We start from the raw sequence: 25,002 nt of genomic DNA, 5'->3' as shown, positions 1-25,002 counted from the left end.
TACGGAAAAATGATGCAGCAATCCGATTTCAGCGAGTTGAGGCAGGCGGTCTGTCAGATCGTCGCTGCGGTTCCCCGGGGACGGGCCACTTCCTACGGGGCCGTTGCGCGCGCTTTGGGCCGTCCCGGCTGGGCGCGGCTGGTCGGGCGTATCCTGGGAAGCTGCGGCGAAGCCCGCATTCCGGCCCACCGGGTCGTCGACAGCCAGGGACGGCTTTCGGGCAGTCATGCTTTCGGCAGCCCGTCCCGGATGCGGGAACTGCTCGAATCGGAGGGCGTGCAGGTCGCCGGCGACCGGATCGTCGGTTGGAGGAAGGTTTTCTGGGACCCCTGTAAAGAGATCGAAATGCCTTAAATGTCCGGTAACAGGTGCAATCTGCTTTGCCGGTCGCCCGGTGCGTAAAAAGTCCGGATCCCCGTTTTACCTTCAAGGTATACGGGAATCCGGAATCTTTCGGTCCGGCCGTTCGCCGTTTTCCGGCGCGATCTCCGGCCCGGCCTATTTTTTCAGCGTTGACCGGAAACGATAGTCCCCCGATCCCACTTCGAAGACGCCGCAGCCGTCCTGTTCTCCGAGGAACCGTACCGATGGCGCTTTCGCCGCGTTTTTACCGCTCTCGGTGATGCTTCCTACGCGCGAAGAGGGCACGTACACCGTAGCGACCGAATTGGCCGGAATCGTTACGTTCAGCGACAACACCCCGTTCTTTTTGCTCCAACCGCTGCGGATCGTCCCTTTTACCGAGTTGAACTCTCCTTCGGCGAATTCCAAGTCGTCGACTACATAGGGGTGAATGGTGAACCGGTCGAAACCGGGATGTTCGGCGTCGGGCACGATTCCCAGCAGGTATTTGTAGAACCACGAGTCGATCGAACCCATCATCGGGTGGTTGTGCGAGTTCATCTCGTCGCCGGTGGCGTATTCCCATCGCTCCCACAGCGTCGTCGCGCCGTTCTGGAGCATGTATCCCCAACTGGGATAGGTCGTCTGGGTCGCGATTCGGTAGGCGGTTTCGGCGTGGCCGTAGCGCGTTAGCATCTCCATCAGGTATTTCGTGCACAGGTTTCCCGTCGTGAGGTGGTAGTCGTGTTTTTCGACGTCGTCGGCCAGATTTTTCACGACCCGCGGGATACGCGTTTCGTCGACGATACCCAGAAACAGCGCGAACGAATTGGCGGCTTGGTTATTGGCCGCATATCCGCCGGTCTGTTCGTTCCAGTATGTCCGGTTGAACGCTTCGGCCGTCCGTTCGGCGAGCTGCGCGTAGCGGGCTTTGTCGCTGTCGCGGCCGGTCAGTTCCGCCATTTTCGAAAGCATCGAGGCGCAGTAGTACAGGTAACCGGTCGACATCAACTGGCCCGGAGTGTCCCGCGATACGGCCGATCCGGGCGCTGCGGCGAACTGGGTCGGCGGCGACCAGTCGCCGTAATAGCTATAATCGACGATCCCGTCTTGGGTACGCGATGCGAGGTAATCGACCCATCCTTTCAGGCCGTCATAATGGTCGCGGATGATGTTCCGGTTGCCGTAATATTCGTACGATTTCCACGCGAGCAGCAGGTAGCTGGCCGATACCGGGTCGGCCGGCCGCGCTCCGAAGCGGTACGGGGCTACGCAGGTGATCGTCCCGTCTTCGTGTTGCGTATCGGCGATGTCGTCGATGAATTTGGCGTAGAAACGCGAGAAGTCGAAGTTGTACACCGCCTGTTCGATGCGGACGGTCAGGTCGTTCAGCCAGCCCATCCGTTCGTCGCGCTGCGGACAGTCGGTCGGCACGCCGTGCAGGTTGCTCGCTTCGGTGGCCACGACCATCCGGTGTATTCGGTTCAGCAGTTCGTTGCTGCAATGGAATTTCCCGACCGGAGCCACTGCATTGCGCACGATTTTTACCCGGATGTCCCCGACTTTCGGAGCGTGCGGCAGGCCTTCGACCTGGACGTAACGAAATCCGTGGTAGGTGAATTTAGGTTCCCAGGTTTCGACGCCTTCGCCCTTGAGGATGTAGGTGTCGGTCGCCTTCGCATTCCGCAGGTTCTCCTGGTTTACGAGTCCGTCGTCATACAGCGTTTCGGCGAATTTCAGCGTGATTTCGCGGCCCCGCTCCCCTTCGACGGTCAACGAAGCCCATCCGGCGAGGTTTTGTTCGGTATCGAAAACGTAGACTCCCGGCTTCGGTTCTGTGATGATCTTCGGGGTCAGCGTATCCACTACCCGGATGGGTTCCATTTTTTGCGACACCATTTTCCCGCCGGGCGAGTCGGCGATATGGGCCAGCCCCCAGTCCTTGTTCATCAGGCCGGCCGGCACGAAGGGCTTGTAGATGTCGGGCGCTTCGAGGCGCGCGTCGTACAACTCGCCGTCGAAGACCGTCGAATAGACGGTCGGGCCGGTCGTTACGGCCCTCAGGTGGTTTGCCGTCAGCGTCGTTGCGCTGCCGTCCGTGTAGGCGATTTCCATCTGCATCCGCAGCTTCGGCATCCCGTACCAGCCCGGGGCGACGGCTACCAGCAGCACGTTCTCCTGCGACAGGTAGTCTTTTACGTCGTAGGAGGCGTAGTAGACCCGCTTGTCATAACTGCTCTGGGCCGGGTCCAGCACATGGTCGCCGACCTTGCGGTTGTTGATGTACATTTCGTAGTAACCCAACCCGGAGATATACAGCCGGGCTTTTTCGACCTCTTTCTGCTGGCAGAACGTTCCTTTGAAATAGATGATCCGGCCGGGTTTTCCGGGTACGTACGCGATCCAGTCCGATACCCAATCCTTTTCGTCGAGCAGTCCCATTTCGAACGATCCCGCCGCCGACCAGTCGCTTTGTCCTCCGTCGGTTGTCCAGACGCGTACTTTCCAGTAGTAGCGTTCCTTGCTCGAGAGTGCGGGGCCTTCGTAGCGGATGCCCGCCGATCGGGACGATTCGATTCGGCCGCTGTTCCAAACGCCGTTGTCCTGTGCCAGTTCTTCTTGCGACCGGGCGACGACGATCTGGTAAGCGGATTGTAATACGCCCCGCCGTTGCGATTCGGTGCGCCAGCTGAACTGCGGCGACCGGACGTCCAGTCCGATCGGGTCGGTCGCGTATTCGCAGCGCAGGCCTTCGATCCGCAGGTCGGCGGCCGGAGCTTGCCTGCCTGCCGCCTGCATCATTCCGAGGCATCCGGCCAGCAGCAGGCCGATGCCGTAAAGCAATTGTTTCTTCATTCGGTTATTCTTCAATCGTTTCGGATATTTTACCGTTTAGCCGAACAGCGCTTTGCGCATGAACCGAGAGGTCGCTACCGCGTCGTTCAGCTTTACCAGCCGGTCTATTTCGTCGAAATGATCGTCGACGATCGCTTCGAAACGCCTTACCCATTCGATGCTCTCGGCGATCGCGTCGACGGCGTTTTCGCGGTACGGGTACTGGTCCATCGACAGCCACCCGGCGTAGCCGGTTTTTTTCAGCCAGTAGATCAGGTCTACGTAAACGGTGCTGTGGACGCTGCCCACGATCATATCGTCGTCCCATGCGCCGTGGTTGTCGTTGAAATGCATGTGGAACAGCAGGTCGCCGGCCCGTTTGGCCAGTACGACCGCTTCGGCTACGTTTTCGCCGGCTACGAATCCGTGTCCGGTGTCGATCGTGACGCCGACGTTCGGACATTCGGTCTCTTTGGCCGCCAGGATCGTGTCGCTCATGCGGGCGTGAAACGAAAAATTGCGCGGCTCTTTGGGCTTGTATTCCAGCGCGAACTTCAGCGTCGGGAACTCTTTGGCCAGCCGGGCGGTTCCTTCTTTCAGCCACTCCCGTTTCTGGTCGTAGTCGGTGGTCAGCAGGTAATCGTAGCCGTCCTGCGCCATCCACATGTTCAGGATGCCGCAGTTCATTTCGAGGGCCACTTCGCTCATCTGGCGCAGGTAGTCCTGCGTTTTTTGCCGGACGGCCGGATCGGAACTGGTCAGCGTGCCTTTCCCGTATGCCTTGTCGCCGAAAACGTCCGGGATGATCGATACGCACTGTACGCCGTAATCGGCGAAGCGTTTTTTCATCTCTTTGACGTTGTCCGGGCCGATGTCCCATGTGCCGACCAGCTCGATTCCTTCCACATGCGGGATCTTAACCGCCTGCGACAGCATTTCGAGGGTCGAAGGATTGTCTTTGTAACTTTTGCAGAAACGGTCGCAGGTATTGCCCAGGTTGCCTAAAATTACCGAATACTTGTTTTTCATAGGTTTTAAATTTAGTAGTTTTTATAGGATCCGATGTACTTCGGTTGTAAGATCCGACCCGGAAAAAGGTCGCTCCGGGTCTTGTAAAATTATAAAATAGATGGAATAAAACCAAATCCCGTCCGGCGCGATTGACCGCGCCGCAAGATTTGCGACTGTCGGAGCCACCCGCTTCGTTCGCAGGGGGGGGCTCCGGAGAGATGTGCGTTCGGGCGGTCAGACCGAGATTTCGAATCGGGTGCACCCGTTTTGCGAGGTGAGGCTGAATGCCATGCGGTGGTTGTTCAGCACCTCGCGCACGAACATCAGGCCGATTCCCTGACCGGACGGTTTCGTTGTAAAAAAGGGCGTGAACAGTTGCTTCCGAATCTCTTCCGGGATTCCGGGGCCGTTGTCTTCGACCGTTACGGACGGAGGATCCGCAGTGGTGACGATTCGGATTCTGCCGTCGTGTCCGATCGCTTCGTAAGCGTTTTTTACGATATTGACCAGTACCTGTTCCAACTGGATGCCGTCCGCCCGGATGATCGTGTCCGGATCGGCGAGCGACAGCGACAGGGAGATGTTTCTTTTCCGGCATTCGATCCGGGTCAGGGCGTTGACCGACCGCACCAGTTCGTTCAGCGAAAGGTCGGCTCGCACGGGTTCGGGGATTCGTACGACGTCCGCCAGTTTACTGGTGAATCGGGCCAGGTTCCCGCAGCGCTCGAACGAGGCCGAAACCGCCGGAAGCACGTCCTGCCAGTCACTGTCTTGGGTTTGCCGCAGAATGTCGGAGACGACGTTCAGCGTGGCCCCGATCGCTCCGATCGAGTTGTTGACTTCGTGCGACATCATCCGTATGATCCGTTCGTAGGAGGCCTTTTCGATCCGCATCAGCTCGCGGGTCAATTCCTCGATCAGGATGAAAGGGTGGTCGAATCCCCTGTCTGCGAACGACGAACGGACGCAGCGGTAAATGGCTTGTCCGGGGATGCGCACGATCAGGTCGTCCCCCGATTCCAACCCGGCCAGGTCGGCGGCCAGTTTGAAATCGGATTCTCCGATCTTTTTCCCTTTGACCGTCTCGATATCGTTGATTTTCAGTAGTATAAGTCCCGCCGGATTGATCTCGGAAATGCGTTCGTCGAAGTCCAGGATGACGACGCCCTGCGGAGAGGCCCGGATCAACAGGTCGAGGAAGCGGTTGGTCTCGCGCACCTGCAACCGTTCGTTTTTCAGTTCGGTCATCATGCGGTTGAAAATTTCGATCAGCCGGTTGGCTTCGTCGTTGCCTACCAGGCGCAGCCGGTTCGAAAAATCCTGTTCGTTGAGCAGTTCCATTCCGTTCAGCAGGATATGGTAAGGCTTTATCAATCGCCGGTAAAGGGAGACGAACAGGATCAGGGACAACGCGGCAATCCCCTCCATCGTCCAAAACAGGGCAGGGTGCGTGTCGGAAAACAGGATTCCGGTCGTAATCAGCGATCCGAAGACCAGTGCGGCCAACAGCCAGAAAAGTCGTTTCGATTTCATGGCGACGGACTTATTCCGGCAGACGGATGCCGTATTTTTCCAGCCGGCGGTAAAGCGCCTGCCGGCTTAGTCCCAGCGCCGTCGCGATTTTGGTGTGGTTGTTCCCGAATTGTTCGGCGGCTTTGCGGATCATGTTTTTTTCGATTTCCTCCAGCGAATGCACCGAATCGAACGCGGCCGTTGCGGACGATATTTCGGAGTATTGGGCCTTGAAATCCCGATCGGTCAGGACGTTTTTGTCCGATACCAGGATCGTCCGGTCTACCAGGTTTTTCAGTTCGCGGATGTTGCCGGGGTAGGGAAGTTTTTGCAGGTAGTCGATCGCTTCGGCCGAAACTTCCACCGCACGGATGCCGTTCAGTTCCCGCTGAAGACCGACGAAGTGATCGACCAACAGCGGAATATCGTCCGGACGCTCCCGCAGGGCCGGCATACGGATCGTGATCAGGTTGATCCGGTAGAACAGGTCTTCGCGGAACGAGCCGTCGCGCACCATCTCCTGCAGGTTGCGGTTCGTGGCGCTGATGATTCGGGTATCCACCTGTTTTTGTCGGCTGTCGCCGAGCGGCTCGAAAGTCTGATCCTGCAATACCCGCAGCAGTTTTACCTGGCTGACCATGTCCAGCTCGCCGATCTCGTCGAGAAAAATGCTCCCTTTGTCGGCCGTTTCGAAGCGACCGGTACGGTCGTAAAAAGCATCGGTGAAAGCGCCTTTTTTATGGCCGAACATTTCGCTTTCGAACAAGGACTGGGAGATTCCGCCCAGGTTGACTTTGACGAAAGGCGACTTGCTGCGCTTGCTGTTCTGGTGGATCGCTTCGGCGATCAGCTCCTTGCCCGTGCCGCTTTCGCCGGTAATCAGTACGGGCGCCGTGGTGCGTGCGATGCGCGAAGCCGTGTCGAGCACTTGCGTCAGCAGCGGCGACCGGCCGATGATGCGTTCGCGCCGGAATACCGTCTTCGCAGTGCTTTCCGCCGGGCGGGCCTGTTCTTTACTCTCTTCGTTGACCTGGATCGCCGTTCGGATCGTATTCAGCAGTGCGAGGTTGTTCCAGGGTTTGGTTACGAAGTCGAAAGCCCCGGCCCGGATGCCCCGGACGGCCAGGCCGATCGATCCCCAGGCGGTAATCAGGATGACCGGGACGTCCGGACAGAAAACTCTTGTTTTCCGCAGCAGTTCGAGTCCTTCTTCCCCCGTCGTGGTTTTCGAGTAGTTCATGTCCATCAGGATCAGTTCGGGGCATTGCCCGCGCACGAAGCCGAGCGCTTCGTGCGGATTTTCCGCCGAAGCGACTTCGTAGCCGGCGCGTTTCAGCACCAGGGACAGTGAAGAACGGATGGTCGCGTCGTCGTCGCAAATCAGGATCATACGGTTGTTTCTCGATTAAAAATTCAGGTAAATATAATAATATTCGACGGAGTATCCGACCGAGGAACGCAATTTCCGGGTACCGTTACCCGGGGTCGTATTCCGCCGTCAGCGGCCGGCCGCCGATAAAATCGTACAGCGTGAGGCTGCGTATCTGGTAGTAATAACTCCAGAGCCAGTGCATTTGCTCGATGTAATTCAGCAGCGCCGCGTCTTTCGACGAACGCGCGTCGTTCAGGTTGAGGATGTCGATTTTTCCCTGCACGAAAGCCTCTACGGAGGTGTCGTACCGTTTTTGCGCGAGGTCGGCCCGCTCCCGAGCCAGTTGCAGTTGGCGGGGCTGGTTATTGAAGTACTGTACGCGCAGGAAAACGTTCTGGCTGAAATCCATTTTCTCTTTCTCGATCCGGGATTCGGTCACTTCTTTGTCGGCCCCGGCTACCAGGACTCTCCCTTTTCGCTTCCCCCAGTCCAGAATCGGGATGCTGACCCCCACCGAGATCACCTGGTCGTTGCGGCGGTTGTGCGAACTGTACGCCCGGTAGAAGGCGTCGGCCGTTCCCGACAAGCCGAACGAAGCGAACAGGTTGACGTTCCACCGGTCGGCTTTGGCCTGGCTGACGTTGCGCGACGCTTCGAGCATCCTTTTTTGGATGTTTTGCGTGAACGGGTTGTTTTGCAGGGCCAGTTCGACCACTTCGCGGTAGCGCAGGGTCGGGATACGTTCGGCGATGAACGACGGAACGACGGCCTGCAATACGACGCTTTCGTCGATTCCGAGGAACGAACGCAACTGGAACATCCGGGCTTCGAGCGATATCTGCGCGTCGGTCAGGGCGGACTGCGCGTTCAGCAGGGTCTGTTTCATCTGCATCAGGTCGATCTCCGACTGGCGGCCGATACGGTGCTGGGCTTCGGTGATTCCGTAGAGACGTTCCGCATTGTCCAGGTTCTGCACCGAAATGTCGAGGTTGGTCTGGCCGGCCAGCAGGTCGAAATAGTACTGGATCACCGTCAGCGTCACTTCTTCCCGGTCGCTGATGCGCTTTCGGGAAGCTTCCCGGTATTTCACCGGTTCGATCCGTTGCAGCCATTTGATACGGTTGAAGCCGAACAGGGGTTGTTCGAGCGTAATGGTTCCCGGGATCGACCGGTAGTGGGTGTAGTCCCCGTCCCCGTATTGGCGCAGCCGCTCGAAGCTGCTCCCTACGGTGATTTTTCCGCCCGTCCACGGGATGTTCTGCGTGACGGAAATCCCGGCGTCGATCCGGTTGTAATTGTTTTCGACGTAGTTCCAACTTCCGTCTTCGTTCTGCCTCGTATTGAAGGATTTGGAGTAGTACGGGACGGTTCCGCTCAGGACGATTTCCGGCAGCAGTTCCGTCCGGTAAGTCCGGTAGGCCCAGTAAGCGGACAGGTATTCGCTTTCGGCAGCTTTGGCCTGAACCGAACGCTCTTTTCCCAACCGGATGGCTTCGGTCAGTTCGAGCCGTACCGTATCTTGCGCATGGACCCGGGCGAGGCAAAAGCCCAGAATCGGGACGATGATACTGTATATCCGTTTCATCTTTTTCCGAATAAATGTGTTTGTGTATTTTCCGGCCGGATTGTATGCGTTGCGCCCTTCGCGGATTTCCGGCTTGGGGAATGGATCGTCCGCCGAGAAAACGCGGCGGACGATCCCGGTTGCGTTATTCTTCCCGCAGAACGTCTGCCGGCGGGACTTCGGACGCCTGTCGGGCGGGATACCATACGGCGAACACCGAGACGATCGCGAGGAATACGGACGTCGCCGCGAAATTGATCGCGTCCTGCTCGGCTCCGATACCCCATGCCGCACGGTTGGCGATCGGAATTCCGATCGCTTCGACCAGGTCTGTTTTCGACAGGTTCAGGCATACGGCCGTGCCGATTACGCAGGCCATGCTCAGCAACAGCAGGGTTTCGGAGACGATCATACGCCTCACCTTTCGTTTGGACGAACCCATCGCCACACGCAGGCCGATCTCGCTGCGGCGGGCCTGTACCCGGAACCAAAAGCTGCCCAGCAGTCCGAGGAATACGTTGATTACCAGAAATCCGATGATGGCGTATACGCCTTTCATGTGGTAAAACGTACTTTCGTCGCTCGCTTTTTTCTCGTTTTCGATCGGGGTGACCGACAGCAGGAAGTAGGGACCTATGGTGAATTGCTCGCGCATGTCGCGGGTAAACCTTTCCGCGAAATCCGTTTCGGCTTCGGGTCGTATCCGTACCATGATGTCCTGTGTGGGGTCGGCGCGTTCCGGGGTCAGCGGATGGAATACGAGCGACATCGGATTGCTTCCGTAACGGATGATTCTTACCGGTTTCGTGATTCCGGTCACATGCAGGGCGAACGACGAGTCGCCCCACGACGGAAGCACGGTATGTATTTCGGAGATCGGTTCGTGGAACTCCGTGTAAGATCCGAACAGCCTGCCTTTTGCATCGAACGGCGAGATGACCGCCGCTTTCGGATCGGTGCCGTCGAACAGCTTTCCCTGTTGCAGGTCGATCCTGAAAACGTTGAAAAAGTCGGATGTTACATGCACTTCCTGCGTATTGCATATTTTTCGTCCGCCGACCGTATCGGAATTGACTACGAATCCATTCTGCGCGTAACTGCCTCCGTAGGGAAGACTCCAGCTTCCGAATGCGACGGTTTCTATGCCGGGATAGCGTTCGATGCGTTCCTTTAAGGTCCGCAGCGTGGCGTACCGGTCGGTTTCGGGCAGGTCGGCCCGTTTGCTCAACTGAATGCGGTAGGTGTGCCGGACGTTGATTCCGTTTTCTGCATAGTAACTGCGGTACAGCGAGAAGCCGTAATCGCAGCAGAACCAGAGTATACAGAAGACGACCGTGTATTCGAGCAGTAGCCATGCGTTGCCCCGGCGTTCGTTCCAAATGATTTTGAAAATATGTCGTGTCATTTTCTGTTGTTTTGATGGAGTGAATCGACGATGTTCATCCGCGATGCCCGGTAAGCCGGCGCGCCGGCCGAAATCAAATTCAGTACGAGGCATACGACGAAAATGGCCAGAAACGTGGTGCCGGAGACGAGGGCGTTCAGCGGAAGGCTGCCGTCGGCCGGGATGCCGAGCAGCCATTTGCGCATTCCGAAAACGATCCCGTAAGAGAGTCCAAGCCCGATGATCCCGCCGATCAGCGTGGTGATTAGGTTTTCGTACAGCACCTGGATCAGGATGACGTGCCGTTTGGCTCCGAACGCTTTGCGGATACCGATTTCAGCCATCCTTTTGCGGATGCGCGAGAGGCTGAATCCCGAAAGGTTCAGGGCGGGAACCAGCAGCATGACGGCGAACAGGAAAACGGTTCTGCGGCGCGTTTTCCGGGCGTAGTCGCTTATCTGTTCCGAAGTAGTTCCCCGGGCGCTGACTGTCGCCAGTGCCCGGTGGTCTCTGGGACCGGCAAAGTCCACGAATTTCGGCGATTTCTCGAAGTCGAGTTTCCGTTTGGCCTCGTTTACTTCTTCCCGTATTTTCGGGAAGTCGGCAGTGTTCCGCGCCAGCAGCATGACGTCGTAGTAACTTCGTTCGTAGCCGGGACTCGCAGTGTAGGGAATCCATACTTCGCTATAAGCCTCCTGGAACAGCGGAGATACGTTCCGTACGATGCCGGTTACCCGGTAGGAGTTGAAATCGATTTCGATGTTTTTCCCGATCGGATCCTCCCCTTTGAATAGCATTTTGGCCATGGTTTCCGACAGCACGGCTGTCCGGATTCCCGATTCGAAATCCTCCCGGGCATACGGTTTTCCTGCGGTGAACGTATGGGTATAGAGTTTCCAGTAATCGGCGTCAGTTCCCCGGACGGACTGGTACAGGGCATCTTTTGCCCCTTCTCTTTTTACGACGGCGACGTTATTGACTGTTGCGACGACCAGCTCCGGAGTTTTCATCGCGGGGACGATGTAGTTTTTCAGGGCGTCGTAGGGAAGGCCGCCGTAGCTCTGATAACTCTTGTTTCCTCCGCTGGTATCGCGTACCGCAAAGGAGACGAGGTACAGCGTGCGGTCTCGAAAGGCTTCCGGGGCGACCGAGGCGTTTTTGATTTGAAATGTTACGATCATCGTCATGATCATCATAATCGCGAGCGCCGTTCCCAGTATCGAGATGACGCTGATGAAGGGATTCTGTTTCAGCATCCCGACGGCTTGTCTGAAGTAGGTCTTGTACATAGTTCGCTCGTTTGGGGTTATTCAATGCGCCGTCCGTCGAAGAAGCGGACGATCCGCTGCGTCTTTCGGGCCATGTGCTCGTCGTGGGTCACCATGACGATGGTCGTCCCTTCCCGGTTGAGTTCGAACAGCAGGCGCATGATCTCTTCGCCCGTTTTGCTGTCGAGGTTGCCGGTCGGTTCGTCGGCCAGGATGATTTTCGGATTGCCGATTAGCGCCCGCGCGATCGCCACCCGTTGGCACTGTCCGCCCGAAAGCTGCGAAGGGAAGTGTTTCGTCCGGTGCGAGAGCCCCACTTTTTCGAGTACGGCCCTGGCCGTTTCCCGGCGCGATTTTTCGGTCGATTTGCGGTAGAGCAGAGGCAGTTCGACGTTGTCCAGCACGTTCAGCGAGTTGATCAGGTGAAAACTCTGGAAGACGAATCCCAGCGTTTTATTTCGGAACTCCGCCATTTCGGCGTCTTTCATCCGGCCCGTGGCGGCGCCGTCCACCGTGACGGCGCCTTCGGTCGGCACGTCGAGCAACCCGATGAGGTTGAGCATCGTACTCTTGCCGCAGCCCGAAGGCCCCATGACCGAGAGAAATTCGCCCGCTTTCACTTCGAGATTGACGTTTTCGAGCGCTACGGTTTCGACCTCTTTGGTCTGGTAGATTTTCGTGACCCCCTGCAAGTTGATAATTCCCATTTCGTGTTCGTTTTAGGTGAGTTAGTTTTTGCGTATTTTGAGCGTTTGTTTATCTTTATAGCGTTCCATGTCGGAGAGGATGACCCGGTCGCCTTCGTTCAGGCCGTCCGTGATTTCTACATATTCGTAACTGCTTTCGCCCAGCGATACTTCCCGTTTTTCGGCGCGTCCTTCCCGTACGATCCAAAGGTCGTAAAGTCCCGGCCCGTATTTGAAGAACGTACCGTTCGGGATGCGCAGCACGTTTTGCCGCAATCCGTATAGGACGTGGATGTCGACGTTGAGACCGCTCCGCAGGCCCGGGTGGTCGGCCTCGTCCGGAACGACCGTGAAATAGACGATGCCGTTGGTAACCGAAGGCGTGACCGTAACGACGGTTCCCCGGAGTTCGGCATCCCCGGTTTTGATGACAGCTTTCGCCCCGACGGACAGTTTTTCACGGTGTCGGTCTCCTATTTCGCAGTCGACCTTGAGGCGGGTCAGGTCGGAAACGACCGCGACCTGGGTTCCCTGGGGTACCTGCGATCCGATCTGCCGGTTAATGAAGGTCAGGGTCGCTTTTCGCGGCGACAGTATCCGGGCGTCTTTCAGCAGACGTGCTTTCTCTTCGAGCGTTTTGTCCAGGATGCCCAGTTCCAGTTCTTGCACGCGGAGTTCGGCTCGGGCGTTCTTGTGTTCGTTTTCGATCTTTTGTTCCAGTAGTTGTAGTTCGAGCTTCGTCTCTTCGTAGTTGAGTTCGGCGCGGCGGATCTTGTCCGGCGTGCCGGCGCCGATGCTGTCGAGGTACCGTTCGTCCTGTAGATCCGTATACAACTGTTTTGCCTGCATACTTTTTACCCGGCGCTGCATTTCCAGTTCGGAGATCGTGCCGTTCAGCCGGACGCGGGCCTGTTCCAGTTTGCTTTTCATCATCTCGCGTTCGTCCAGTTTCTGCCGGTATTCCGTTTCTACTGAGGCGAGTTCCAGTTTGAGGAGAGGGTCTCCTTCGTCTACCGAATCCCCCGGATTTTTATATACTTCCAGAATCCGGGTATTGATCGGGGTGACGATGATCTCCTCTTGCAGCGGCATCAGTTTGCCCGATGCGCTGACGCTGATCTCGATCGGGCCCCGGTCGACTTTTCGGATGAAAAGTTCGTTCTCATGCAGGTCGTTTCCCAGTACTCGGGACAGAATGAGCAGCGCGGCCGTCGCCGCGGTTCCCGTGACGGCGAGCCGCAGCAGTCGTTTCAGCATTTTTTGTTTTTTTACTTCGGCAGGTATTTCCCGATCCATATTCTGTCTTTTGTACGGGGTGTGACAGCAATAGGAATGCCTGGAATGTTGTGTTTTGTTAGTCAGTTTGTTGTCTTTTGTGCGGGTGTCCGGAAACGGACATAAGCGTCCGTTTTACATGATTTTTAGGACAAAAAGGCGCCGGGTAGGATGTTCCGGGGATGAGGTTGAGCCGATCTGTTTCGGAATCCCGGGGGAATCTTCCGTTCCGCATTGCGGCATACCTTGTAGATGGAGCAGGAAGGGTAAAGCGGGCCCCGGTCTTTTCGAAAAGACCGGGGCCCGCTTCGAAACCGGATGCCCGGTTCGCTCCGTCCTTACCACCATTTGCCGCTCGTGGCGACCGTATCGCGAAGACTCGTTTTTTCACCGATCCGGGGCGTGAGAAGTCGGTACGGCCGGCCGGCCGATGCTTTGCGGATGTTGTCCAGCGGCTCGTGCCACGGGTGTTTGCACAACGCATACTTCGAGTTGTGCACCGTAAGTACGGTTCGGGGTTTCAGATCGTTGATCGCCCGGACCAGTTCGTCGGGCATCAGGTGGATGTAACGCCAATCCCGGTCGTATTGCCCGTTCTCCATGACGGCCAGGTCGATGCCGGGGAATTTTTCGCCTATCTCCGCGAAATGGGTGTCGTAGCCGCCGTCTCCCGACAGGTAAATCCGCTGCGGGCCGTCTATCATGAACGAGGCCCACAGCGTCCGATCCCTTTTTAGTATCCGGTTCGAATAGTGCCGGGCGGGCAGGCAGTGTATCGCGAGCCGGTCGTCCGCATACAGCGTGTCGTACCAGTCCATTTCGGCAATGCGCTCCGGCGGGAATCCCCAGTATTCGAAATGTTCGCCTACGCCCAGGGGGCAGACGACCTTTCCGACGCGGTTTTTCAGCCGTTTTACCGTGTTGTAGTCCAGGTGATCCCAGTGTTCGTGGGTGACGATCAGGAAGTCGACGTCGGGAATGTCGTCGGGCGTATAGACGTCCGTGCCTTTGAACGGCCGGAACATGAGCGACATCGGGGGACGGTTCGTCAGTACCGGATCGACGAGGAACCGCTTGCCGCCGCTCTGGATAAAATAGGACGAATGCCCGAACCATACGACCGTTTCTTCGTTCCGGTCGAGCCCGTGCAGGTCGGTTTTTACGGTCGGTAGGTCGTTTTCGGGTTTCAGATCGCGCCGTTTACCGAACAAGAAATGCCATATCCCGCTCAGGCCGCCTTTTTCCGCCGTCGTAATGGGCGTCGGGTGGATGTTATGGAATTTGCCGTCGCGGTAGTTCGGCGAACGCCCGATGCGTTCCAGTCGTTCGCCTCGCGGCGCCCGGCCGAAGGAGGGGTGGTTCAGTACGGCGGCGGTCGTTCCGGTCAGTACCGCGAGTATAATCAAGAAGATCATCGGTTTTTTCGTCGAATGGGAAATATTCGTTTAATTAGTACGGATCGTATACGACGCCTAAATTGCCGTCCAGGTCGTAACAGTAGAATTTTCCGTTCCGGATTACGTAGAATTCATCCGGGGAATCCGCCGCATGATATGTTTTGGCGCCGTTCCTCGTCCGAACTTCCAACTCCTGCAAGCTGTGGGAACCGTCCGCGAAAGCATTGTCGAGATAATGTCTGCCGCCTTGTTCGTAAACGGTATAAACGCTGGAAAACTGATCCCTGAAACGGCCCAGTACCGTTTTGTCGTCCGAGTCGGACGGCTGCTTGCGTCTGTCGGCCGTTTCGGTCTTTTGCTCCGGCTCGTTCAGGGAATCGACCGAAGAATCGGCCGGAGGCGCATCGGTTTCCTGTCCGTTTCGAGTCTCTTCCCCGGATTTCAGCCTGGTGACGACCGAGTCCCCGTTCATCGAAGTCGCCGCGTAAGAAGGGGCCGATCCGTATTCTTTGTATTCGATGAACAGAGCGGTGTATTTTACGTCGGTGTTTTTCCGGATATTCGACGCGATCAGGCTCAGCCGGGCGGCGTCGTACTGCTGCCCGTCGGTCAGTACCTCGTAAAAGATAAGATTTTCGTATGTTCTCGTGCTCGCCCTGTCTGTTTTATAAGCGGGGGTTTCCATCCTCGTGATGTCGCAGGATTGCAGCAGAAGTCCGGACAGGATGCTGAGACAGCATGTAATGTTTTTCATAGGCGAAACGGTGTTTTGTTTTTTTGCGGGCGGCCGGTCCCGCGTCGGTTTAGGGTTTATGACAGTATTTTCGCAGTACGGCCATGAGTTTCGTCTTGTCGATGGGTTTCAGGAGGTATTCGTTGCATCCGGCTTCGAGCGCTGCCAACTGATCCGTGTCGAAAGCGTGGGCCGTCAGGGCGACGATCGGGATCTCCGGATCGAATTTCCTGATTTCCGCGGTAGCCGTCAGCCCGTCCATCACGGGCATTCTCATATCCATCAGCACCAGGTCGGCCCGCCCGCTCCCGGCGATTTCCACGGCTTCCCGGCCGTTCTTCGCATGGATCAGGTCGAAGCGCTTCTCCAGCAGGGCCGAAACCAGCCGGTAATTGCTCGGAATATCCTCTGCGACCAGGATCGTTTTACGTTCGGGGATATCCGGCGTTTCGGTCAGGGAGTCCAATTGCTTCTCAAAAGGCTGGACTTCGGCATTGCAAGGCAACACGGCCCAGAAAAGCGATCCTTCGCCGTAGCGCGATTCGTACCCTACGTAGCCACCCATCGATTCGGCGATCGCCTTGCAGATCGAAAGGCCCAGACCCGTTCCCTGGGCGAATTCGTCCAGCTTTTCGAAACGGTGGAATACTTTGTGCTTTTTATCTTCCGGGATTCCGATGCCGCTGTCTTTCACGTAGAGCCGGATGCCTTCGTCTTTCGACTCGTACCCCATCTCGATAAATCCTTTCCGGGTGTATTTGATCGCGTTGGTCACGTAGTTGGTCATGATCTGGGCGATACGGTTCTTGTCCAGCCTGACTTTACAGCCGGAGTAGGGGTTGCTTGCTATCAGCCGTACGCCGGGATTGGTCATGCGCTGTTTCATCGAGGTCACCATGTCGTCGAAATATTCCGACAGGTCGAAGTCCTCGTATTGCAGTTCGACCGATCCCGATTCGATTTTCGACAAATCCAGAATGTCGTTGATCAGTTTCAGCAGCAGTTCGTTGTTGATATGGATGATTTTGATGTATTCCTCCTTCTCCTGCTGTTCGGTCGTTTCCATCAACAAGCCGGAGAATCCGACGATGGCGTTCAGCGGCGTACGGATCTCGTGGCTCATGTTGGCCAGAAAAGCCGATTTCAGTTTGTCGGACTGCTCAGCGAGCGCTTTGGCCTGTTTCAGTTCTTTGATCATCCGTTCGCGTTCGGTCACGTCGTCTATGCGGACTACGACTCCGTCGATCGTCCGGTCGCTTCTGAATACGGGAGTTGCGAAGACTTCGACCGTATGTCCGTTGTCGAACGTGAATTTGGCCTGTTCCATCTGACGCGAGCGCATCGAAAGCTGCATGACGCAGTTTTCGCAGGGCGACGTGCGGCCGCGGGTGCTTTGGTAGCAGATCGTGCCTTTCCGGTAGGCTTCGTGCGACAGACTGGCCGAACACATCGAGATATTTTCCCATTGGACGATGTAATCCGTAGAGATGTACGCCAGGCCGGAGTTGGCGTTGTTGAGCACCATTTCGTTTTGTCGGATCAGGTGGTTCAATTCCTCGCGGTTCTTCAAAAGGGTCAGTTCGGTCTGCTTGTGTTCCTCGATGTTGATCGTCATGCCGAACATATAGGTATATGGGATATCGTCGCGCAGGGTCGTTTCGAGCATACCGCGTGTTTGCCACCATTCGTAAACGCCGCTGTTGCGGAGGTCGGCCCGGTACTCCACGTTCCATTCGTCGGTCTCGTTACGGATCAGCCTCCGGATGGACTCCATAAAGAGTTTTCGTTCGTCCGGATGAATGAAACGTATGAATTTTTCGAGTGAATCGGAGTGTAAAATATCGCGTCCGAACTTGTCGGAACCTTCGCCGAAACTGATCTTGTCCTTCTCCGGTTCGTAGAACCAGGTGTACGCATTCATCGCCTCCATCGTGATGTTGAGCACTTTGGCGCGGCGTTCGAGGTCGTTCTGCAGGCTTTGATCCCAGCGGACGTTCAGCAGCAGGCGCCTGCCGTCGTCGTAAACGACGCTTTTGCGGACGAGCGTGTCGTAGACGCGTCCGTCTTTCAGTTCGATATGCTCCAATCCGAAATAGGGTTTGCCGGTGGCGAAGACCTCCTTGTCGGTCTTTTCGATACGGGCCACCTTGTCGGGATCCATCACGTCGTAAGTGGTCGTATCCTCGCTGGTGCCGAACAGGCGTTTGCTCTCGTCGTTGCAGAAAACGTAACGGAAATTGTCGTCGACGTCCTTGATGTGGATCGAGACGGGGATGCTGTTGAGGATGGTTTCCTGCAGTTGTTTCTTTTTTTGGAGTTCCGTATTGTTTTTGCGCGTGCCGATGAACTTCGTCGCCTTCCCTTCTCCGTCCCTCTGATAAGAGGAGCCGTTGATGGTGCAATATTGCCATTCGTCGGGGTATCCGGGAAGTTTGATCCGGACGTCGAACTTGAAAGAACAGGCTTCCCCCGCGCACATCTTTTGCAGGGTTTCCAGGGCGGGGGCTTCGTCTCCGGGATAGATGCAACTCAGGTAGTCGTCGATAGTGAGCGGTCGGGCATGATCGTAGCCGTTGAGCGGTTCGTTGTCGCTGAAAAAGAGTCTTTGCCGTACGTCGAACTCCCAGAGCATGATGTCGGCATCCTGCATTGCCAGTTCCATCTTGCGTTTGTTTTGGCGGAGTTCGTCGTCGGTATGTTCCTGTTCAGTCACGTCGCGGACGATGAAAACGTAATTTTCGATTCGTCCGGAAGCGTCGATCACGGGATGCCCGTCGCATTCGATCTGCAGGACGCCCTCCTGCGAAGTAGCGTAGAAGCCGGCGTCTTTCACCGCGTCGAAATGGTAAGCGAAGGTCGCATGGGTATTTATTCCTTTCGTCACGCCTTCTTTTATTTCGATGGGCAGGTTCGGATTGTCCTGGATGTTGATCCGCGAGAGGTCGAAATTTTCTTTGTCGAGCCCGAAGATCCGGTAATCGGTATCGTTCAGGAACAGAAGCCGCCCGTCCGTTCCGTAAACCTCGACGCCTACGGGCAGCGAGTCCAGAATGGTTTTGGTTTGCCGGTACAGGTTTTCATACTCGTTCCGCAGCGACACGCGTTCGGTGACGTTTTCGATTTTCAGTACGACGCCTTCCACCGTTCCGTTGCCGGCGACGACCGGACTGGCCGTCATGTCGATCCATATCCGCGATTGAATCCTCTTTTCGATGCGCTGCACGGTTTTTTCCCGGAATGCCGCTTCGACGAATTTCCGGGTGTGCGAATTTTGCATCCGGTGTTCGTTTTTGTAGCACGGCTCGCCGACCTCGAAAAAGCGGGTGCCGTCGTCGAATTCGGGCGGCAGCACATGGGCGGTGTTTTCCCAGGCCACCCGGTAATCGGGCGTGATGTAGACGAAGCCGCAGGCGGCGTTGTTCATGATCAGCGCATTCTGTTTGAGCAGCTCCTCGCGGCCGTTTTTATCGGCCAGTTCCCGCGTAACGTCTTTCTGCGAGCCGACGATAACCGAAACTTTTCCGTCGGGCGCGTATTCCTGCGCCATGGCGTGTACGTTGATCCAGATTTGTTTGCCGTGGATGTCGGTGATCGGCAAAGTCGCTTCGGCCCGGTCGGTTTCCCCGCCGGTTATTTTCCCGAACAGTTCGGATACCCGGTGGCGGTACTGCGGGTCGATCCGGGCGAGGAACTCGTCGTAAGTCAGGCGGTCTCCGATCACCTCGTTATCGTGTTTGGTCGAAATAATCCCTTTTTCCACGTCGAAACTCCAGGAAGCGAGCCCTCCGACCGTCATGGCCAGCGAAAGTTCGTTCCGGATCATGCGTTCGGTTTCCAGTTGTTTTTTGACGGCCGGGGTCGTGTTGCGCATATAAGAGATGACATGGTTTTCGCCGAGCGGGGCGACTCCCGATTCGATGTATTCGCCGTCCACTTCGTATTCGAATCGCCCGGGTTCTCCGGTCGCCAGCACCCGGTCGAAAATTTCGTTGAACTTCACGAACTGGTCGTGCAGCAGGGAGGATTCGTCGTTGATGTAATCCATGATATTGCTGCCTATGTACGACTCTATGCGGTATTTCTCGATGGATACGGAAGACGGATGGTAAACTTCGATGAGATTCTTGTTTCGGTCGTACAGAAAAGTCGTCAGCGGCAACGTTCCGAGAATGGACCGGTATAATTCCGCGGCTTGTTCGGCCGGGAGGGATTCGTTTAAGGGTTTGGAGATCTTCATGGCGCAGGGAGCTGAAAAAACGGTTTTGTCGGCACGGCTGCGGATCTGTATCTTCTGCGGGGAAACAGATCCCTTCGCCCGGCTGCGAAATCGACGAGTCTATTCATTGGGCATGTTATCATGCCGTTACGTTTGTTTTTGTTATAATCCGAGCGTAAAGATAGTTTTTTAAAATAATTTTTGTAAAATTGTTGCGATTTATCGGACGGACGATTCGATTTTTGTTTCCCAAACGGATGATCCGGCCGGTGTTTTCCGGAAATTGCAACGATTGCGAGGCTTCCGGAATGATTCGTTTTTTCCGGCGAAACCGTTTTGCCGTCTTGTTATAATAAAATTTCAGAAGAAATGAGAACGTTCCGATTCGTTTGTTTGTTATTCGTTTGCTGTACCGTATCTTTAGGGGGACGGAGTCAGTCCGGTCAAGAACTGGTAAAAAAGGTGGTTCGGGAGTATAAGATCGACGACGCGCGGAAATTTGCGGCGCGGATCGACGAGGTGAACCGCGACATAGCCGACAAAGGCATCGTGCTGTACGAACCCGACAACCGGAAGTTGCTGACCGGATATGCGTACCACGAGATGTACGACTGGGATCTCTATTTCGAGAATCTCTATATGAGCTATTTCGGAATTTCGGATTACTGTTTTACGAACCTGAAAAGTTTTCTGAACCAACAGTGCGTCAACGGGTTCATCGCCCGCACGCTGATCGAGAAGCGCGAACGTCAGCATTTCAAACCGTTTCTGGCGCAGATCGCCGAACTGGGTTCGCGGCAGACCGGAGATTATACGTGGCTCGAAGAGAAAGGCGACCGGGGGAGGGTGCAGATCGGTCCTGCATTCAAAGGGATTTCGTATTTCGATCAGTTGATGCTGAGCATCGACTACTGGACGCGGTACTGCGATTTCGACCGGAACGGACTGCCGGTCTGGAACAGTTCCGATCACAGCGGCATGGACAACCAGATCAGTCGGGCGGGCAAGTTGGACGATTTCCGTTACGAGGGAGTCGATCTTGCCTGTTATGTTTACCGCGAACTGAAGGCGATGCAACTGATCGCCGAACGGCTGGGTAAGACGGAGAAGGCCGGGGAACTCGGCGTGTGCGCCGCTTTGCTGGCCGATAAGATCAATACGATTTTTTGGGACGAGCGGGACGGATTTTATTACGACCGCGACGAACATACGGGGGAACTGGTGAAGGTGAAATCCGCGGCCGGATTCCTGCCGTTGTGGGCGGGCATCGTCTCCCCGCGCCGCGCCGAACGGCTGGTCAAGGAGCACCTGACCAATCCCGAAGAGTTCTGGATCGAGTTTCCGATAGCCTGTTACGCCAAGACCGAACCCGACTACGTGCAGGGGGATATCCGCGATTGGGGCTGCAATTGGCGGGGTTCGACGTGGATTCCGACCAACTATATGATTATGCACGGACTGATCGACTACGGGTACGCGGACATCGCCCGCGAACTGGCTCGCAAGACCGTCGAGCTGGTCTATCGGCGCAACGAGGTGACGCGGGAATTCTACAACGGCGAGAGCGGCGAAGGACTCGGCCTGAAACGTTTCTGGGGATGGTCGGCGCTGGCTTACCTGATGCCTTTCGAGTGTGAAACGGGGTACGATCCGAGCAAGTTGGACGGCTCTTCGCTCCGGCCGTTGGGAAAAGAGCTTTTCGGTCTGGAATTCCCGGCTTCGGACAATCCGCGCCCGATCAGTACGCAACTGTCGCCGGGCGGCTATTAACGGAAATCGTTTCGATGCCGGAAGCGCCGGGGTGCCAAAGCCGCGTTCCGGAGGTTTGCCGGGATTCTGACGTGGAGCCGGCGCAGCGACCGAACCGCAATCGCGGTTCGGTCGCTGCGTTTTTCGGCGTATCCGGCGGGATAAATAACGGGGTCGGCATCCCCTAAACGTATTGCAATGTGCAGACGCCTTCGCTATTATTTGTTGATAATTAGATTCTTGTTGTGTGTGAACGGTTCTGTTACCGTATTGTGTACGATAAGTTTGGATTTGTGATTGCGGGTTGCTATTTTTGTATAGATAGCGTATAGATTACACTTTGACCTCTTCGCCGGTCATTAAAAACGAAGCCATGTCTCCGCAAACGAATCATTCCCTGTCGGTGGATTGCGTTATTTTCGGTTTCGACGGTCATTCGCTCAAAGTGCTGCTCGTCGAACGAGAGTTCGTCGACGGCCGAGGCGAAAAGATCGTCGATTACAAGTTGCCGGGCAACCTGATCTTCGAGAACGAAGATCTGCGTACTTCGGCTTACCGTACGCTGGCCGAATACACGTCCACGCGCGATATCTACCTGCGCCAGCTTCATGTGTTTTCCCGGCCGGATCGGGTTTCGGGAGACGAACTGCGTTGGTTGAACGAATACTATCGCGTGAATACAACCCGCGTGGTCACGGTGGCCTACTATTCGCTGGTCAAGCTGGACAGCCGGCTGATCGCCTGCGCGGCGGACAAAGGCGCGCGGTGGTTCGACGTCGAATCGGTCAACCGGCTGGCTATGGATCATAAGACGATCCTCGCGCAGGCCTTGGAGATGCTCAACCGGCAGTTGATGACCGAGCCGATCGCGTTCGAACTGCTGTCGAGCCGGTTTACGCTGCGTCAGTTGCAGATGCTGTACGAGGCTATCTTGGGGATCGAGATCGACAACCGGAATTTTCGTAAGAAAGTGTTGTCGTCCGGCTACATCCGCGAAACCGGCGAGAAAGAGAAAAACGTATCTCACAAGCCGGCTGCGTATTACACGTTCGATAAGCAGAAGTACCAGAAAGACGTCCGGCAGAAATTCCGGCTCAATTTTATCAACTGGCAGCTTTAGCTTCGGAACGACGTTTTGCATAACCCGTTTTGATACTTAAATAAATGTCGACCGCGATGAAATACGTTTGTTTGTTTTTACTGGGCGCAACCTGCTTTTGCGGAAAGCTGGCGGCCGGCCCGAATCCCGGGACGTTGTCCCTTTGGTACGACCGACCCGCTTCCCGCTGGGAAGAGGCGCTTCCGCTGGGCAACGGCCGCCTGGGCGTTATGGTATACGGGGGCTGCGGACGCGAGGAGCTGCAGCTCAACGAAGAGACGATCTGGGCCGGAGGTCCGCACAACAACGTCAATCCGGCCGCCCGGGAAGCGTTGCCCGAAGTGCGACGGCTGATTTTCGAAGGACGCTACAAAGAGGCTTTCGACCTGTGCGACGAGAATTTCTCTTTGCATGCCTCGCACGGTATGCCGTATCAGACGGCCGGTTCGCTGTTGCTGGACTTTCCGGGGCATCGGAACGTTTCGGATTTTTACCGGGATCTGGATCTGGCTACGGCCACGGCTACGGTCGGCTACGCCGTCGATGGGATACGTTATAAGCGGGAGATGTTTACTTCCTTTTCCGATCAGGTGGCGGTCGTGCGGCTGACGGCTTCCGAACGGCGCCGGATTTCGTTCCGGATTTCGTTCGCTACCCCGATGCAAAACTACCGGGTAACCACGCAGGGGAACGACCGGCTGCTGATCGACGGCAGAACCGACGGCCATGAAACGATCCCCGGCCAGGTGGAGTACCGTACGGTCGCGGAGATTTCTCCGGAGGGCGGAACGACGGTCGCCGACAGCGCCGGAATTACGGTGACCGGAGCCGATGCGGTTACGATCCTGGTTTCGATCGCAACCAATTTCAACGATTACAAAGATATTTCCGGCGATCCGGTCTCCCGGGCCGAGGCTTATTTGACTCAGGCCAAAAAGAAGTCTTACAAGCGGTTGCGGGCGGATCACATCGCCGCTTACCGTCCGTGGATCGAACGGGTTTCGCTCGATTTGGGCGTCAACGCTCAGGCCGCCAAGACGACCGACGCGCGGGTTCGCGAGTTCGCCACGCATTTCGATCCCCAATTGGTGTCGCTGTACTTCCAGTTCGGCCGCTACCTGTTGATCTGTTCGTCGCAGCCCGGAGGACAGGCGGCCACGTTGCAGGGCATTTGGAACCACCAGACGTTTCCTGCCTGGGACAGCAAATACACGATCAACATCAATACCGAAATGAATTACTGGCCCGCCGAAGCGACCAACCTGTCCGAGCTGCACGGCCCGCTGATCGACCTGATCCGCGACCTGAGCGTTACGGGGCGTCAGGCGGCTTCCGGAATGTACGGCGCCCGGGGTTGGACGGCCCATCACAATACGGATATCTGGCGCATCAGCGGAATGGTCGATACCCCGCTCAGCGGGATGTGGCCTACGTCGAACGCCTGGTTCTGCCAGCATTTGTGGGATCGTTACCTGTTCAGCGGCGATACGGTCTACCTGGCGGAGGTATATCCCGTTATGAAAGGGGCCTGCGAGTTTTTCCTCGATTTTCTGACCGAGGAGCCCGAGCACGGCTGGCTGGTCTGCGTGCCGTCGATTTCTCCCGAGAACACTCCGGCGAAGGCGGGAATCCACCATGCCGTCGTCAGCGGCGCGACGATGGACAACCAGATGGTCTTCGACCTGTTCTCCAATACGATCGCAGCGGCGGAAACCCTCGGCTGCGATGCGGATCTTGCCGGCGAGCTTCGGGAAAAGCGTTCCCGGCTCGCTCCCATGCAGGTGGGTAGTTGGGGACAGTTGCAGGAGTGGCAGCAGGACTGGGACAATCCCGAAGATCGTCACCGGCATGTTTCCCACCTGTGGGGGCTCTATCCCGGACGCCAGATCTCGGCCTATACGACTCCCGATCTTTTCGATGCGGCCCGCACTTCGTTGATTCACCGGGGCGACGCTTCGACCGGATGGTCGATGGGCTGGAAGGTTTGCCTGTGGGCCCGTTTTCTGGACGGAAATCATGCCTACAAGCTGATTACCGACCAGATCTCGCCGGAGGGCGAATCTTTCGAATCGGGCGGAACCTATCCCAATCTGTTCGATGCGCATCCCCCGTTCCAGATCGACGGAAATTTCGGCTGTACGGCCGGCATCGCCGAGATGCTGCTGCAAAGCCACGACGGGGTGATTGACCTGTTGCCGGCGCTTCCCGACGTATGGCGGAGCGGACGGGTGTGCGGCCTGCGGGCCCGGGGCGGTTTCGAGATCGTGCGGATGGAGTGGGACGGCGGCCGGCTGACGCGGGCCGTGATCCGCTCCACGATCGGGGGGAACTGCCGCGTGCGCTCGTCTTCGGCGCTGCGCTCTTGCAAAGGGGGCGGTTTCCGCGCTGCCGAAGGCGAAAATCCGAATCCGCTGTTCGCCCTTCAGCGGATCAATCCGCCGGTGATCGCTCCCGGCGCGCCGTTGCATCCGGTGGCGTTGCCGACGAAATATACATACGATATAGAAACCGAGACGGGGCGTGTCTACACCCTGTCGTTTGCGGAATAATAGTACGAAC

Annotated in this window: 16 protein-coding genes; 4 read left to right on the top strand and 12 right to left on the bottom strand. The window is 56.6% G+C overall.

Going from position 1 to position 25,002, the window contains the following annotated elements:
• The first annotated feature begins 9 nt into the window (after nt 1–9).
• Entirely contained in the window at nt 10–354 is a 345-nt protein-coding gene (locus C1A08_RS08800; protein ID WP_228385786.1) for an MGMT family protein, read from the top strand.
• Nucleotides 355–498: 144 nt separating this feature from the next.
• Here C1A08_RS08800 and C1A08_RS08795 read toward each other — a convergent pair whose 3' ends face one another.
• The 12 genes from C1A08_RS08795 to C1A08_RS08740 form a co-directional block, all read right to left on the bottom strand.
• Nucleotides 499–3,198 (bottom strand): alpha-L-rhamnosidase, encoded by a 2,700-nt coding sequence (locus C1A08_RS08795; protein ID WP_101572790.1) that lies wholly within the window; start codon nt 3,196–3,198, stop codon nt 499–501.
• A 36-nt stretch (nt 3,199–3,234) separates the two neighbouring features.
• On the bottom strand, nt 3,235–4,206 hold the full coding sequence (locus C1A08_RS08790; protein ID WP_055204971.1) for a sugar phosphate isomerase/epimerase family protein: 972 nt from the start codon (nt 4,204–4,206) through the stop codon (nt 3,235–3,237).
• 216 nt (nt 4,207–4,422) lie between these two features.
• Nucleotides 4,423–5,721, bottom strand: coding sequence for a sensor histidine kinase (locus C1A08_RS08785; RefSeq protein WP_101572789.1), 1,299 nt, complete (start codon nt 5,719–5,721; stop codon nt 4,423–4,425).
• A gap of 10 nt (nt 5,722–5,731) precedes the next feature.
• Nucleotides 5,732–7,090 (bottom strand): sigma-54-dependent transcriptional regulator, encoded by a 1,359-nt coding sequence (locus C1A08_RS08780; RefSeq protein ID WP_055204975.1) that lies wholly within the window; start codon nt 7,088–7,090, stop codon nt 5,732–5,734.
• An 85-nt stretch (nt 7,091–7,175) separates the two neighbouring features.
• Nucleotides 7,176–8,657, bottom strand: coding sequence for a TolC family protein (locus C1A08_RS08775; protein ID WP_101572788.1), 1,482 nt, complete (start codon nt 8,655–8,657; stop codon nt 7,176–7,178).
• Nucleotides 8,658–8,781: 124 nt separating this feature from the next.
• On the bottom strand, nt 8,782–10,041 hold the full coding sequence (locus C1A08_RS08770; protein ID WP_118457585.1) for an FtsX-like permease family protein: 1,260 nt from the start codon (nt 10,039–10,041) through the stop codon (nt 8,782–8,784).
• On the bottom strand, nt 10,038–11,309 hold the full coding sequence (locus C1A08_RS08765; protein WP_101572784.1) for an ABC transporter permease: 1,272 nt from the start codon (nt 11,307–11,309) through the stop codon (nt 10,038–10,040). Before C1A08_RS08765 ends, C1A08_RS08770 begins: the two co-directional genes overlap by 4 nt.
• 17 nt (nt 11,310–11,326) lie before the next feature.
• Complete coding sequence (locus tag C1A08_RS08760; RefSeq protein ID WP_081032600.1) at nt 11,327–11,995, bottom strand: ABC transporter ATP-binding protein; 669 nt, start codon at nt 11,993–11,995, stop codon at nt 11,327–11,329.
• A gap of 21 nt (nt 11,996–12,016) precedes the next feature.
• Nucleotides 12,017–13,231: an efflux RND transporter periplasmic adaptor subunit gene (locus tag C1A08_RS08755; RefSeq protein WP_257937088.1), complete on the bottom strand. Its 1,215-nt coding sequence runs from the start codon at nt 13,229–13,231 to the stop codon at nt 12,017–12,019.
• A 356-nt stretch (nt 13,232–13,587) separates the two neighbouring features.
• Nucleotides 13,588–14,664 carry an MBL fold metallo-hydrolase gene (locus C1A08_RS08750; protein WP_101572780.1) on the bottom strand — a complete coding sequence of 359 codons (1,077 nt, stop codon included), beginning with the start codon at nt 14,662–14,664 and terminating at the stop codon, nt 13,588–13,590.
• A 34-nt stretch (nt 14,665–14,698) separates the two neighbouring features.
• Entirely contained in the window at nt 14,699–15,400 is a 702-nt protein-coding gene (locus C1A08_RS08745) for a hypothetical protein (protein ID WP_101572778.1), read from the bottom strand.
• Between the two features lie 49 nt (nt 15,401–15,449).
• Nucleotides 15,450–19,616 (bottom strand): response regulator, encoded by a 4,167-nt coding sequence (locus C1A08_RS08740; protein ID WP_257937087.1) that lies wholly within the window; start codon nt 19,614–19,616, stop codon nt 15,450–15,452.
• Between the two features lie 348 nt (nt 19,617–19,964).
• Here C1A08_RS08740 and C1A08_RS08735 point away from each other — a divergent pair, with 348 nt between their 5' ends.
• From C1A08_RS08735 to C1A08_RS08725, 3 genes are all read left to right on the top strand, one after another.
• Nucleotides 19,965–21,365 (top strand): MGH1-like glycoside hydrolase domain-containing protein, encoded by a 1,401-nt coding sequence (locus C1A08_RS08735; RefSeq protein ID WP_101572776.1) that lies wholly within the window; start codon nt 19,965–19,967, stop codon nt 21,363–21,365.
• 352 nt (nt 21,366–21,717) lie between these two features.
• Complete coding sequence (locus C1A08_RS08730) at nt 21,718–22,464, top strand: NUDIX hydrolase (RefSeq protein ID WP_101572774.1); 747 nt, start codon at nt 21,718–21,720, stop codon at nt 22,462–22,464.
• Between the two features lie 56 nt (nt 22,465–22,520).
• Nucleotides 22,521–24,992, top strand: a complete 2,472-nt coding sequence (locus tag C1A08_RS08725; protein WP_101573138.1) for a glycoside hydrolase family 95 protein — start codon at nt 22,521–22,523, stop codon at nt 24,990–24,992.
• The last annotated feature ends 10 nt before the right edge of the window (nt 24,993–25,002 follow it).

Origin of the sequence: Alistipes sp. cv1, from assembly GCF_900240235.1 — a bacterium.
GTDB classification, from domain to species: domain Bacteria; phylum Bacteroidota; class Bacteroidia; order Bacteroidales; family Rikenellaceae; genus Alistipes_A; species Alistipes_A hominis.
The sequence above is the reverse complement of the archived record's forward strand: the minus strand, read 5'-3'. Positions and strand labels throughout refer to the sequence as shown.